14 protein-coding genes are annotated in these 12,724 nt (G+C 42.6%); 11 read left to right on the forward strand and 3 right to left on the reverse strand.

The window, feature by feature from the left end; genetic code table 11:
• Nucleotides 1-13 precede the first annotated feature (13 nt).
• The 11 genes from J5O05_RS20150 (at nucleotide 14) to J5O05_RS20200 (ending at nucleotide 8,903) form a co-directional block, all read left to right on the forward strand.
• Nucleotides 14-637 carry a sigma-70 family RNA polymerase sigma factor gene (locus J5O05_RS20150; RefSeq protein ID WP_208844743.1) on the forward strand — a complete coding sequence of 208 codons (624 nt, stop codon included), beginning with the start codon at nucleotides 14-16 and terminating at the stop codon, nucleotides 635-637.
• Entirely contained in the window at nucleotides 630-1,280 is a 651-nt protein-coding gene (locus tag J5O05_RS20155) for a ChrR family anti-sigma-E factor (RefSeq protein ID WP_208844744.1), read from the forward strand. The genes J5O05_RS20150 and J5O05_RS20155 overlap by 8 nt, the downstream gene beginning before the upstream one ends.
• A 4-nt stretch (nucleotides 1,281-1,284) precedes the next feature.
• On the forward strand, nucleotides 1,285-2,232 hold the full coding sequence (locus J5O05_RS20160) for a YbgA family protein (RefSeq protein WP_244370108.1): 948 nt from the start codon (nucleotides 1,285-1,287) through the stop codon (nucleotides 2,230-2,232).
• Nucleotides 2,232-3,623 carry a deoxyribodipyrimidine photo-lyase gene (gene phrB / locus J5O05_RS20165; RefSeq protein ID WP_208844746.1) on the forward strand — a complete coding sequence of 464 codons (1,392 nt, stop codon included), beginning with the start codon at nucleotides 2,232-2,234 and terminating at the stop codon, nucleotides 3,621-3,623. Before J5O05_RS20160 ends, phrB begins: the two co-directional genes overlap by 1 nt.
• Entirely contained in the window at nucleotides 3,623-4,048 is a 426-nt protein-coding gene (locus J5O05_RS20170; RefSeq protein WP_208844747.1) for a nuclear transport factor 2 family protein, read from the forward strand. The genes phrB and J5O05_RS20170 overlap by 1 nt, the downstream gene beginning before the upstream one ends.
• Nucleotides 4,045-4,752, forward strand: coding sequence for an SDR family NAD(P)-dependent oxidoreductase (locus J5O05_RS20175; protein WP_208844748.1), 708 nt, complete (start codon nucleotides 4,045-4,047; stop codon nucleotides 4,750-4,752). The genes J5O05_RS20170 and J5O05_RS20175 overlap by 4 nt, the downstream gene beginning before the upstream one ends.
• Nucleotides 4,749-6,005 (forward strand): NAD(P)/FAD-dependent oxidoreductase, encoded by a 1,257-nt coding sequence (locus J5O05_RS20180; RefSeq protein ID WP_208844749.1) that lies wholly within the window; start codon nucleotides 4,749-4,751, stop codon nucleotides 6,003-6,005. The genes J5O05_RS20175 and J5O05_RS20180 overlap by 4 nt, the downstream gene beginning before the upstream one ends.
• A complete protein-coding gene (locus J5O05_RS20185; protein WP_244370110.1) occupies nucleotides 5,944-6,720 on the forward strand; it encodes a DUF1365 domain-containing protein in 777 nt (258 codons plus the stop codon). The genes J5O05_RS20180 and J5O05_RS20185 overlap by 62 nt, the downstream gene beginning before the upstream one ends.
• Nucleotide 6,721: 1 nt before the next feature.
• On the forward strand, nucleotides 6,722-7,984 hold the full coding sequence (locus J5O05_RS20190; RefSeq protein ID WP_208844750.1) for an SAM-dependent methyltransferase: 1,263 nt from the start codon (nucleotides 6,722-6,724) through the stop codon (nucleotides 7,982-7,984).
• Nucleotides 7,968-8,456 (forward strand): DUF2878 family protein, encoded by a 489-nt coding sequence (locus J5O05_RS20195; protein ID WP_208844751.1) that lies wholly within the window; start codon nucleotides 7,968-7,970, stop codon nucleotides 8,454-8,456. The genes J5O05_RS20190 and J5O05_RS20195 overlap by 17 nt, the downstream gene beginning before the upstream one ends.
• A 171-nt stretch (nucleotides 8,457-8,627) precedes the next feature.
• The gene (locus tag J5O05_RS20200) at nucleotides 8,628-8,903 is read left to right on the forward strand and encodes an HU family DNA-binding protein (RefSeq protein WP_208844752.1); all 276 of its coding nucleotides are present in this window, start codon (nucleotides 8,628-8,630) and stop codon (nucleotides 8,901-8,903) included.
• Nucleotides 8,904-8,955: 52 nt separating this feature from the next.
• Here the strand turns inward: J5O05_RS20200 and ilvN are convergent, their stop codons facing one another.
• From ilvN to J5O05_RS20215, 3 genes are all read right to left on the reverse strand, one after another.
• The gene (gene ilvN / locus J5O05_RS20205; RefSeq protein WP_208844753.1) at nucleotides 8,956-9,453 is read right to left on the reverse strand and encodes an acetolactate synthase small subunit; all 498 of its coding nucleotides are present in this window, start codon (nucleotides 9,451-9,453) and stop codon (nucleotides 8,956-8,958) included.
• Entirely contained in the window at nucleotides 9,453-11,174 is a 1,722-nt protein-coding gene (locus tag J5O05_RS20210) for an acetolactate synthase 3 large subunit (protein WP_208844754.1), read from the reverse strand. The genes ilvN and J5O05_RS20210 overlap by 1 nt, the downstream gene beginning before the upstream one ends.
• Before the next feature lie 515 nt (nucleotides 11,175-11,689).
• The gene (locus J5O05_RS20215; protein WP_208844755.1) at nucleotides 11,690-12,697 is read right to left on the reverse strand and encodes an isocitrate dehydrogenase; all 1,008 of its coding nucleotides are present in this window, start codon (nucleotides 12,695-12,697) and stop codon (nucleotides 11,690-11,692) included.
• Between the last annotated feature and the right edge of the window lie 27 nt (nucleotides 12,698-12,724).

A 12,724-nucleotide genomic window follows, 5' to 3' on the forward strand; every position in this document is an offset into this window, starting at 1 on the left:
AGGGCTAACACCGATGGAAATTAGGACCAGTTTTTCTGTAGATACGTTTGAATCTAGGAAATCGACTTTGGTATCAGAAACCCCTACGCAAGCGCTAAGTGAGGCGCTTGTCGCTGTGTCTGAATCACGTGACAAAAAAGCGTTCGCTAAGCTCTTTGATTATTTTGCACCGAAGATAAAACGCTTCGGTATTAAGCAATTGAGACCCGAAGCTTTGGCAATGGAGCTAGTGCAAGACACGATGACGTCAGTGTGGAAAAAAGCGCACCTTTATCACCCTTCAAAAGGCGCGGCGACAACGTGGGTGTACACCGTAATGCGAAACGCCTCGTTTGATACACTTCGAAAAATGAAGAGTACGAAAGAAGACCATCTAAGTGAAGAACTCTGGCCATTACTTCAAGAGCCGAAAAACTCGGCTCTTGAACATCTAGACCATCTTGAAGATAAGCGAATTAAGCGTTTCATTGATACATTGCCTCAAGCTCAGAAAGAAATTCTATGGGGTGTATATTTTCAAGATTTATCGCAAGAGCAGTTGGCTGAACAATTGAATATACCCCTTGGTACTGTTAAATCCCGACTTCGACTCGCTTTACAAAAGCTACGTATTGAGCTTGGAGGGAATCATGATTAAACATCATCCGACTGACGCTTTACTCTTTGCCTTCGCGGAAGGTTCTCTGTCTGTGACATTATCGATGGCGGTTTCGGCTCACATCGAATTATGTGAGTGTTGTCAGCAAAAGCTAACTCAGCTGGAACAATCACTCGGCGAAGAAAGTTTAGGTGGTGAAGAAGAGATTTTAGTCGATTCGGCGTTTGCAGCAATGTTTGACGACATTACGGCAGATGATACGTTCGCACAAACGGTCGACACGGTTGCTGAAACCATCATGTATCAGCGTAAGGAGATTATACTTCCTCGTGCGCTTTCGTGTATAGAACGTACAGAATTCTTGAATTTGGGCAAGATTGGTCGTTCGCGTTACACAGTTGAAGATGGAACGCTGAGGGCGAGCTTATTGCATATCGGCGCTGGTGGTGAAATCCCAAACCACACACATACTGGCTTTGAAGTTACATTGCTGTTAGATGGTGATTTTGGTGATGAAGATGGTGATTATGTACCGGGTGATTTTATTATGCTCGACGGTCACCATACCCACACGCCGAAAACGAAGGAAGGGTGCTTGTGTTTTACAGTTGTAAGTGCGCAGCTACACTTCAATAAAGGGTTGAGTAAATTACTTAATCCAATTGGTAATTTAATTTACTAACGAGGTGAGCGTGATAAAAATAGGAATTAGCGCTTGTTTGACTGGCCAAAAAGTACGTTTTGACAGCCAACATAAACGATCTGATTTTTGTATGAACGAACTTGGCCAGCACGTTGAATATGTCCCATTTTGCCCAGAAGTTGCAATTGGCATGTCGATTCCGCGACCGGTCATCCGTCAGGTACAAGTTGGGGAGACGATTAAAGTATGTCATGTTGATGGCAGTAACGACGTAGCCTCGAAGCTCTACGATTACGGCCAAACGGTCGCAGCTAATCATCTCGATGATTTAAGTGGCTACGTATTTTGTGCCAAAAGTCCGAGCTGTGGAATGGAGCGCGTAAAGGTATACAACGAAACTGCAACATGGGCCACCTACGATGGTGTTGGCGTGTTTGCGAAATCTATCATGGACAGCGACCCACTATTACCGTGCGAGGAAAATGGGCGATTGAATGATGCCCATTTACGAGAAAATTTCGTCATGCGAGTCTTTGTATACCATGCATGGAAAACGCTTGTTAAAGAGGGACTGACACTTCATAACGTGACCACATTTCATGCAAAACACAAATATTTGCTAATGAGCCATAAATACCAAGCTTATAAAGAACTGGGACGTTTACTCGGTGACTGTAGTAAAGAGGCACTAGAGAGCGTATCGAAAGAGTACATTGCGGGGTTGATGAATGCGCTTGCGAAACCTGCGACACGCAAAGCGCAAACCAACACGCTGATGCACTTGCAGGGGTATTTCAAGAAGCTGCTTAGTAAGCTCGAAAAGCAAGAGTTGTGCGAAGCGATAGAACAGTACCGTATTGGCAATGTACCTCTTTATGTGCCGTTGACCCTCCTGAGTCACCACACTCGTATTCATGACCTTGAGTATCTAAAAGATCAGGTCTACTTCTCTCCTTATCCAAATGAATTGAAATTAAGGTTTGGAATTTAATGAAAGCTTTGTTTTGGTTTCGTAGAGATTTGAGACTCTACGGAAACGAGGCGCTTATCGAAGCGGTTCAATCAGGCGCGCGAGACGCGCTTTTTTTTGTAAGTAAAAAACAGTGGGAAATCCATGACGCAGCGCCAATTCAAATAGACATGGCACTGCGCCGCGTTGCTGAACTTGGAAAAATGCTCGCGCAATATGGTATTTCGTTGCATGTTATTGAAGCGCCTTTGTTCTCAGATCAAATCACCTCTCTTTGTAGTTTGGTAGAACAACACAAATTCAAACAGGTTTATGCCAACGCTGAATATGAAATCAATGAGCGAGCAAGGGATAAATCTATTGCGCATGCTTTGGAAAGCGGAGGTGTCGGATTTCGGTTATTCGATGGTGATGTGATTGCAAAACCAGGGTCAATTCGTACAGGTTCTGGCGAAATGTTCAAAGTATTCACGCCATTCAAAAACGCATGGCTTAAGGCTAATTTTGACTTTCATGCAATTTACAATGTCTGGCCGCTTTCTGAGAACCCTATAAACTGGGCTACTCCTGATACTTTGATGTCAGATGGGACGTCAGCGAAATGGCCGATAGACGACCAAACCCTGCGAATGATTACGGAAGCCTTTATTGACGAGAAATTGGTAACCTACAAAGAAAAGCGAGATTTTCCTGCGATAAAAGGAACATCTGGATTAAGCCCTTACCTTGCGCTTGGGATCGTGTCTGTAAAACAGTTACTTGGTGCAATCCAATCAAAATTTCCTGATATTTTGCAGCAAACGGGGCGACCAGAATTTTGTTGGATAAACGAATTGGTTTGGCGTGAATTTTACCGACATTTGATTGTTGAGTGGCCACACCTTTGTAAGCATCGTAATTTCAACAATAAGTACGATTACGTTAGCTGGCGAGATGATGACGAATCCTTTAGGTTATGGTGCGAAGGTAAAACTGGCTATCCACTCGTCGATGCAGCGATGAGGCAGTTGAACCAAACTGGCTGGATGCACAACAGACTGCGGATGGTCGTAGCAAGTTTTCTCACAAAACACTTACTCATCGATTGGCGATGGGGAGAGCATTATTTTATGCGTCATTTGATTGATGGAGATCTGGCTAGCAATAACGGCGGTTGGCAGTGGGCTGCGAGTACAGGTTGTGATGCTCAGCCCTATTTCAGAATATTTAACCCGATAACACAAAGTGAAAAATTTGATCCCAAAGGCGATTTCATTCGTAAATATATTCCTGAATTACAAGCGGTTCCGGATAAATACATACACTTTCCTCATGACTACCTAGCCTTGATGAAAGACATTGATTATCCAAAACCAATAGTCGATCACAAAGCAGCTAGAGAGCGAGCTTTATTAGCATTTAAGGTTGAGTAATGGATAACCGAGTGGCGAAATTTGTCGAAAACTACAATAAGCTGTCGAAGCATGAACTTGATAGACTGAACGACATGTACCACTGGAATGTGCGCTTTCAAGACCCTATACATGACATAGAAGGATTAGATGCACTGCGTGGGTATTTCTCGTCACTTTACCAGAACTTGGTTCACATCAATTTTGTTGTCGAGCACTACTTCGAACTAGAAGAATTTGTTTTCCTTTATTGGACGATGAACTTTCGACATCAAAAACTCAATGGCTGCAAGGATATTTTAGTCAGCGGGCACAGTCACTTGGTGTTCGAAGGCGAAAAGGTCTCCTACCACCGTGATTATCTAGATTTGGGGGAGATGTTGTATGAGCACATTCCCGCCCTTGGCTGGGTGGTCAAAGCCATTAAAAAGAAAGCCTCACAGTGAATATTTTAATTACAGGTGCGTCCTCAGGGATTGGACTCGCATTAACAAATAGACTTGCGAAATCACACAATGTTATCGCTTGCGGGCGAAATCAAAACAAGCTCGATACGGTTAAGCACGACAAAAATGTAACAACGCTTGCGTTCGATGTCAGTGTTAAAGAAGATGTTGAGAACGCCTCTAAAAACATTGAAAAACTGGATTGGCTGATTTTAAACGCAGGGACGTGTGAATACATCGATAATCCAACAAGATTTGATTCGGCACTTTTCGAACGTGTAATCAGCGCAAACCTCGTTTCAGTTGCATATTGCTTAGAGTTTCTCATGCCTAAACTGAAAGACGGCGGAAAATTGATAATCATGAGTTCTAGTTCAATGCTTTTGCCATTACCTCGTGCGGAAGCTTATGGCGCTTCAAAAGCCGCCTTGACGTATTTAGCTAAAACTCTCGATTCTACGCTTGAACACATCGACGTTACTGTGGTCCATCCCGGTTTTGTCGCAACGCCACTTACACAAAAAAACGACTTCCCAATGCCATTTCTTGTTGATGTAGAAGATGCCGCGACACGCATTATCAAAGGAGTTGAAGCAGGTCAACACACCATCGAATTCCCAAAGCGATTAATATGGATAATGAAGTGTCTATCTTGGCTACCTCAGCCCATATGGCGCAGTTTGGCACGTAGGATGAAAAAATGAAAAAAATAGCAATCATCGGTTCAGGTATTTCTGGGATGACAGCAGCACACTGTCTACGAGAAAAATATGATGTAACGTTGTTTGAAAAAAACGAATACATAGGCGGTCACACTGCGACAATTGATGTTGAATGGAATGGTGAATCGGTTGCTGTGGATACTGGTTTTATCGTTTATAACGACAGGACGTATCCGCTTTTTAGAAAGTTACTGAAGCGAATTGGTATTGAAGGCCAAGAAACCCAGATGAGCTTCAGCGTTCGGAACATGGAATCGGGGCTTGAATACAACGGGCATACTTTTGCAACACTGTTTGCTCAAAAACGTAATCTGTTTAGACCCAAGTTTTGGAAATTACTCAAAGACATTATTCGTTTTAATACGCTGTGCAAAGAGATGTATTCGACGGACCAATTTGGTGGCATGAATACATTGGGAGAATTGCTGGACAAACATCATTTTAATGATTTTTTTCAGCGCCATTATATTCTCCCTATGGGGGCGGCAATTTGGTCTACAAGTCTAAATGCAATGGCTCAATTTGAGTTGGCCTTCTTCATTCGTTTTTTCTATAACCACGGCTTACTCGATATAACAAATCGCCCACAGTGGTATGTCATCCCTGGTGGCTCTAAGCAATACATTGAGCCGTTGTTGGGTGAACTAAAAAATAAGGTTGAACTAAATTCTACTATCAAAGCAGTCACTCGAACCAATGAAGGCGTGGCGTTAACGTTTGCAAATGGGGTTGTGCGCAGGTTTGATCACGTTGTGTTTGCTTGTCATTCTGATGAAGCATTGAACTTGCTAGGTGATCCTACAATAGAAGAAAAATCAATTTTACAAGGGATTCCCTACACAGATAATTCTGTGGTACTGCACACTGATGTTGGCATGCTTCCTAAAAGAAAGAAAGCGTGGGCAAGCTGGAACTATCAATTATCACATGACTTAGACGCCCCTGCGTCCGTGACATACCAAATGAATATTCTACAGGGCCTTAAAACGAAAGATCAGTTTTGCGTCACCTTGAATGGTGAAAGTGCAATTGATAAAAGCAAGATTATTAGGACGTTCAATTATAGCCACCCTGTTTTCAATAAACAGTCGTTGCTGGCACAGTCTCGGCGTAGCGAGATAAACGGTCAGCAAAACACCTATTATTGTGGAGCCTATTGGTACAACGGGTTCCATGAAGATGGTGTTAGAAGTGCAGTTGATGTTGCTTTGCTATTGGGAGTTGAATTTGAATAGTGCGGTATGTATTGGTTCTGTGCACCACGCTCGTACAGAACATGCGCAACATAAATTCAAGTACCCAATCTATATGTTATGGATTGAACTCGACGATTTACAGGCTATTAATCAGATTCATTGGGCAATTGGAACAAAGTTCTTCAACCCAATACGGTTTAAACAGTCGGATTACCTTGTTGGATACAGCGGGTGTCTTGCAGAGCGAGCAATTGCGGCACTGAGAGATTTGGGCATCAATGATGCGATTGAGAAGACGTACGTGCTATGTCAGGCTCGGTGTTTCGGGTTTTATTTTAGCCCCGTTAATTTCTTTTTTTACCAGATAGATGGCGAATATCGTTACATGGTTGCTGAAGTCTCCAATACACCATGGAATCAAAGACATTGCTATTTAGTGCCGTTAAAGCAAGAAAATGTGAACTTTAAAAAGCACTTTCACGTATCACCTTTCATGGATTTAGATATGAATTACCACTGGCAGGTCAATGTCGATGAAAACAAGGTTTTTGTCCACATCAAAAATCAACGTGGTAGCCAAAAAGTGTTCGACGCTTCGTTAACACTGAAAAAGGAAAGGCTAAGTCCTGTTGTCATTCGAAAGGTATTAAAAATGTTCCCAGTTATGACCTTCAGCGTTGTAAAAGGCATTTACTGGCACGCCCTTCGATTGTTTTTAAAACGAGTTCCTTTTATCGCTCATCCAGGAAAGTAACATGGAAAAAATTACGACATTACAAACTGCTTCAACAAATGTGTCTGGACTCTTAAAGGTATATCGCCACCTCGTTCATAAGGCGTTTTCCAATCTTAAATATGGAAAGCTGGTGATCAATGAAGCAGGTAATCGTTATGAGTTTGGTCAAAGTAACGCAGTGGATGTCGTTATCGATGTTACTGATCCACGCATGTATAAAAGTTTTGCTCTCGGGGGGAGCGTTGGTGCAGCTGAAGCATATATTGCGGGCTATTGGAACACGGATAGACTAACAGACTTAATTGAGTTGTTCGTAAAAAATCAATGTGTGTTAGATGAGTTCGAGAAGCAATTTAGTTGGTTAACTGCGATTTCAAATAAAGTAAAGCATCGCCTGAATCGAAATACGAAAGCGCAATCGAAGAAAAATATTGCTGCGCATTATGATCTTGGAAACGACCTCTACACGGCGTTTTTAAGTGAAGAAATGCTTTATTCGAGCGCAATCTTTTCACACCCAACGGAGTCACTTGAAGAGGCTCAGCAAAATAAACTGCGCGCAATTTGTGAACGACTTGATTTAAAAGAAGGCGAAACACTCGTCGAAATCGGCACAGGGTGGGGGGCTTTAGCACTCTACGCGGCTGAAAATTATGGCGTGTACGTGACGACCACGACCATATCTGAAGAGCAATTTAGCTATGTTAAGGAAAAAGTCGCGGAAAAAAATCTCGAGCATAAGATAACCTTACTTAAGAAGGACTATCGTGAGCTAGAAGGGAAGTTTGACAAGCTGGTTTCAATAGAGATGATTGAAGCTGTAGGGCACGAATATCTTGCGGGATTCTTTACGAAATGTAATGCACTACTTAAAGAGAATGGTTTAATGTTAATCCAAGCGATCACGATTGCTGACCAGCGTTATGATCATTACTTGAAAAACTCTGACTTTATTCAACAATATATTTTTCCTGGGGGCTGTTTGCCTTCAGTTGAACAAATGACTAAGCACATTCGTGAAAGTACCAACTTGGTCGTACATGCCCTTCATGATATTGGTCTGCATTATGCGCATACTTTAAAACACTGGCACGAACGATTTGTAAATGCGTGGCCTAACTTGGATAGAACGAAATTCGATGAATCTTTTTACCGCCTTTGGACGTTTTATTTTTGTTATTGTGAAGGCGCATTCAAACAACGTGCAACCAGTGCCGTACATTTAGTCGCACGAAAACCGAGCGCTAGAACATCAGACTGTCTCAATGCGCTTAGCTATTAATGGCATTTTGTTTCAAATAGCGTGGTGGGCAACCGCGCTATTTCGAGGTAAAGCTGTTGAGTGTTTAGTAGTTATTGCGTTATTGCTGTATTTATCAAATCGAGACAAACGGCAAGCTCGTTTAGATACGGTGGTCCTTTTACCTTCTTTGTTACTTGTAGAGCAAACACTCTCATTTCTAGGTTTATTTCGCTATGACGACGCGATGCTTCCAGATTACATTGTATTACTCTGGGTTTGTTTTGTGTTCACAGTCCGGGAAAGTCTGTCGTTTATTTTCAAGTTGAATACATTCTCTCAACTATTTTTGCTGAGTCTGGGTTGCTCTATCAGCTACCTAGCAGCGGAAAATTTGAACCTGCTCACACTTCAATTTGAGCGAATTGAGTTTGTTCTGTGGTTTGGAACGAGTTGGTCGGTTTGTTTTATTCTATTGGCTCAAACGTCCCTTAAACTGAGCCTTAGGGACTAGTAATGTTAACAGCAAACGATGAGTTGCATTTATAATTACCTAAAACAAAAACATAGAATGATAATTTCATCGATAAAGTTAAAAATGATGCATTTAGTAGTTGCCAACGCAGTAAAAATGCATAAGTATAGGATTTGCTAAGGCATAAAAATAAAGAATAGGAATCAAACGATGAATAAAGCTCAACTAGTTGAAAAAATGGCGGCGGATGCAGAAATTTCTAAAGCAGCGGCTGCGCGTGCATTAGACGCATTCACAGGTGCTGTTACTAAATCTCTTCAAGATGGGAATGCAGTAGCACTGGTTGGTTTTGGTACTTTCTCTGTTAAAGAGCGTGCAGCTCGTACAGGTCGTAACCCACAAACTGGCGCAGAAATTCAAATCTCTGCAGCAAACATTCCTTCATTCAAGCCTGGTAAAGGTTTGAAAGATAGCGTTAACCCATAATAGTTACGCTTTCGAATTAAATAAAAGGGGCTAAAAGCCCCTTTTATTTTGTCTAACTTCTCAGTGCTTTATCACCGCGACCTATGCCAACGGTTCCACTTCGAACCACCTCAATAAGGTCGGTTTCGTGTCTTAACATATCTAGGAAAGATTCAATTTTGTCTTTACCTGAGACCATCTGTAAAGTGTAGCTCTGCTTACCCATGTCGATGATTGAACCCTGAAACACATCGCACACACGTGTTACTGCGGCTCTGCTTTGCTCATCCCTTGCATACACCTTGACTAACAGTAATTCGCGTTCAATGTGTTGCATTTCAGTTAGATCGAGCACTTTTAATACATCAACCAACTTGTTTACTTGTTTGGTTATCTGTTCAACCACTCGGTCGTCACCATGAGTGGTAATGGTGATACGCGAAAGCGTTTGGTCATCGGTTGTTCCAACAGTCAATGAATCGATGTTATAGGCTCGTTGTGAAAACAGACCAACAATTCTTGACAATGCACCCGGCTCGTTTTCAAGTAAGATAGCTAAGATACGTTTCATTATGCTTTTACTCCCTTTTTAAGCCACATTTCGTCAACGCTGCCTAGCTTTATATGCATTGGATATACGTGTTCAGATTCATCGACACAAATATCTAAGAACACCAATCGGTCATTGATGCTGAATGCTCTCTCAAGGGCTTCATCAAGTTGGTCTCGCGTATCGACTTTAATACCAACGTGGCCGTAGGCTTCTGCTAGTTTGACGAAGTCAGGTAATGACTCCATGTAGGAACTGGCATGACGACCACCGTACAGCATGTCTTGCCACTGTCTAACCATTCCTAACGAACGGTTGTTGAGTGATACAATTTTCACATTTAAGCCATATTGCAAACAGGTGCTGAGCTCTTGAATGTTCATTTGAATAGAGCCATCGCCTGTTACGCAGATTACTTCGCTTGAGGGGAACGCAACTTTTACACCCATCGCTGCAGGTAGACCAAAGCCCATGGTGCCAAGGCCTCCCGAGTTAATCCACTGACGAGGATTCTTAAAAGGGTAGTGCTGTGCGGCAAACATTTGGTGTTGACCTACATCGGAACAAACGTACGCCTCGCCGTTAGTAATGTCATAAACCTTGCGGATAACTTCCTGCGGCTTGATTTTTTCGCCGGAGGCATCAAAGCTTAAGCAGTTTTGTTCACGCCATTTGGTGATTTGATACCACCAATCTTCTTGTGCACTTCGGTCGATACGGTCTTTCGATGCGTCAATTGCGCTTTGTAGTTGCTCGAGTACTGTCGCTAGACAACCAACAACAGGAATGTGTGCCTTTACAGTTTTTGAGATTGATGTTGGGTCAACATCAACATGCACGATCGTGGCATCGGGACAGAATTTTTGTACGTTATTCGTAACTCGATCATCAAAACGTGCGCCAAGCGCTAGAATAACATCGGCATTGGCCATTGCTTTATTTGCTTCTAACGTACCATGCATACCAAGCATGCCGAGAAAATTAGGGTGCGTGCCACTTAACCCACCCAATCCCATTAAGGTATTCGTACATGGCGCGTTAAGTGATTCAACAAGCTGCGTGAGTTGCAAAGAGGTATTCGACAGAACAATACCACCACCAGAATATACAACTAACTTCTTGGCACCCAGTATCGCACTTACAGCCTTTTTAATTTGTTTTGGATGGCCTTTAACATTTGGATTGTATGTACGCATTTCAATGTTTTCAGGCATTTTGAAATCAAAGAACTGTGCTGGGTTAAGTATATCTTTCGGTAATTCAACAACAACGGGTCCAGGACGTCCTGATTTTGCTAAGAAAAACGCCTTCGCAAGTACAGTTGGGATTTCTTCAGCATGGCGACAATTGAAACTGTGTTTTACGATAGGGCGTGAACAGCCAACAATATCTGTTTCTTGGAACGCGTCGTCTCCAATTAGATTTGAAGGAACTTGGCCTGAGAGCACAACCATCGGGATAGAGTCCATGTAAGCTGTCGCGATGCCTGTTACGCAGTTTGTTGCGCCTGGTCCTGATGTCGCAAGAACGACACCCACTTCGCCTGTGCTACGTGCGAAACCGTCAGCCATGTGTGTTGCTGCTTGCTCATGACGTACTAAGATATGCTCTATCTCTGATTGTTGAAAAAGTGCATCGTAAAGATCTAGCACCGAGCCACCCGGGTAGCCAAAGATGTATTTTACATCGAGTGCTTGTAGCGCTTTTACAACTAATTGAGAGCCATTATATTGCTCGTTCATCCTCATTCCTCAGTTGTGATTGAAGCCAATACATCTGCGATACAGCGAATACTCACACCGTTATGCGAGTTTTCACTGACAAATTAGCGTAAAGCCAATTTTTGAGTATCAGTGGTCAATTCGAGAGAACTTCACTTCCAACAATTAACCGCTATACGCAGAGATACTGATTTTAGTTAAAAAAAAACCCCGCAAATTTGCGGGGTTGTTTAGCCAAATGCTATCTAATACGACCCCGCTAGACTTAAGACTAAGACCAGTACTAGGACGTTGACGATAGCGAATACGTTTTTCATTTTGGCGACATTGTAATCTGTTTCAGTAATGAACTATTTGTATGCTTTTTAGATTTCTATGTCAACCCTGTTATAGAGAAGTTGCATATATTTTTTTTAGTAGCAGGCATTTCGGAGGAATAATGCAAGGAGTTTATTTAAAACATAGCAAAAGGCAAAATTATTCAAAAAACAAAAAGCCAACGCATTGCGTTGGCTTTTTTCAACTAAAACGGCAAATTAAAGGCGTTCAATTACCGCTTGTGTGAAATCAGTTGTACCATGCGTACCACCGAGGTCACGAGTTGTACGATCACCTGATTTAATTACATCTGCAACAGCTGCACGAATCTTTTCTGCAGTTTCTGGCATGCCTAGGTAATCAAGCATTTGGATAGAAGCAAGGATTACTGATGTAGGGTTTGCAAGGTTTTTGCCTGCGATGTCAGGAGCACTACCGTGTACAGCTTCAAAAATCGCCGCGCCTTCACCAATGTTTGCGCCAGGAGCCATACCTAGACCACCTACAAGGCCTGCACAAAGGTCAGAGAGAATGTCGCCGAACAGGTTTGTTGTTACGATGACGTCGAATTCTTCAGGCGTCATGACCAGTTTCATACAGGTTGCATCAACGATCATTTCAGCTGATTCGATATCTGGGTAACGCTCTGCAACTTCGCGCGCAACTTTCAAAAATAAACCAGATGTTGACTTAAGAATGTTTGCTTTGTGCACTGCTGTCACTTTCTTACGACCTTCGCGACGTGCTAGTTCATACGCAAAAGTAACGATCTTTTCAGCGCCTTCACGTGTGATCTTTGACATTGCTTCAGCTTCAGAACCATCAGCAGAGACAACTTGGCCAAGGCCCGAATACATACCTTGCGTGTTTTCGCGAACAGTAATAATGTCGATGTCGTTGTAACGCGCTTTAGTGCCTTCAAACGATTTCACTGGGCGCACGTTTGCGTATAGGTTGAATTGTTTACGTAAAGTTACGTTGATTGACGTAAAACCTTCGCCAACAGGTGTTGTAAGTGGACCTTTTAACGTGATCTTGTTACGCTCAATAGCTTCTAAAGTTTCTTTTGGAAGAAGCTCGCCCGTTTTTTCTAGCGCTGCTAAGCCAGCATCAACGAACTCATACTCAAAGTCACAGCCTGCTGCGTTTAAGATTTCGATCGCTGAGTCAATGATGCTTGGGCCGATACCGTCGCCACGGATCACCGTAATGGTTTGCTTTGCCATATCTAGTTCCTATATCAATAATGCGCC

The sequence above is a fragment of the Pseudoalteromonas xiamenensis genome, from assembly GCF_017638925.1.
GTDB classification, from domain to species: domain Bacteria; phylum Pseudomonadota; class Gammaproteobacteria; order Enterobacterales; family Alteromonadaceae; genus Pseudoalteromonas; species Pseudoalteromonas xiamenensis.

What these genes read in the sequence shown, in the direction of transcription:
- J5O05_RS20170 (WP_208844747.1), top strand. Translation starts at nt 3,623, where the DNA reads ATGGATAACCGAGTGGCGAAATTTGTCGAAAACTACAATAAGCTGTCG.
- ilvN (WP_208844753.1), bottom strand. Translation starts at nt 9,453, where the DNA reads ATGAAACGTATCTTAGCTATCTTACTTGAAAACGAGCCGGGTGCATTG.
- J5O05_RS20190 (WP_208844750.1), top strand. Translation starts at nt 6,722, where the DNA reads ATGGAAAAAATTACGACATTACAAACTGCTTCAACAAATGTGTCTGGA.
- J5O05_RS20215 (WP_208844755.1), bottom strand. Translation starts at nt 12,697, where the DNA reads ATGGCAAAGCAAACCATTACGGTGATCCGTGGCGACGGTATCGGCCCA.
- J5O05_RS20180 (WP_208844749.1), top strand. Translation starts at nt 4,749, where the DNA reads ATGAAAAAAATAGCAATCATCGGTTCAGGTATTTCTGGGATGACAGCA.
- J5O05_RS20210 (WP_208844754.1), bottom strand. Translation starts at nt 11,174, where the DNA reads ATGAACGAGCAATATAATGGCTCTCAATTAGTTGTAAAAGCGCTACAA.
- J5O05_RS20200 (WP_208844752.1), top strand. Translation starts at nt 8,628, where the DNA reads ATGAATAAAGCTCAACTAGTTGAAAAAATGGCGGCGGATGCAGAAATT.
- J5O05_RS20155 (WP_208844744.1), top strand. Translation starts at nt 630, where the DNA reads ATGATTAAACATCATCCGACTGACGCTTTACTCTTTGCCTTCGCGGAA.
- J5O05_RS20195 (WP_208844751.1), top strand. Translation starts at nt 7,968, where the DNA reads ATGCGCTTAGCTATTAATGGCATTTTGTTTCAAATAGCGTGGTGGGCA.
- phrB (WP_208844746.1), top strand. Translation starts at nt 2,232, where the DNA reads ATGAAAGCTTTGTTTTGGTTTCGTAGAGATTTGAGACTCTACGGAAAC.
- J5O05_RS20185 (WP_244370110.1), top strand. Translation starts at nt 5,944, where the DNA reads ATGAAGATGGTGTTAGAAGTGCAGTTGATGTTGCTTTGCTATTGGGAG.
- J5O05_RS20150 (WP_208844743.1), top strand. Translation starts at nt 14, where the DNA reads ATGGAAATTAGGACCAGTTTTTCTGTAGATACGTTTGAATCTAGGAAA.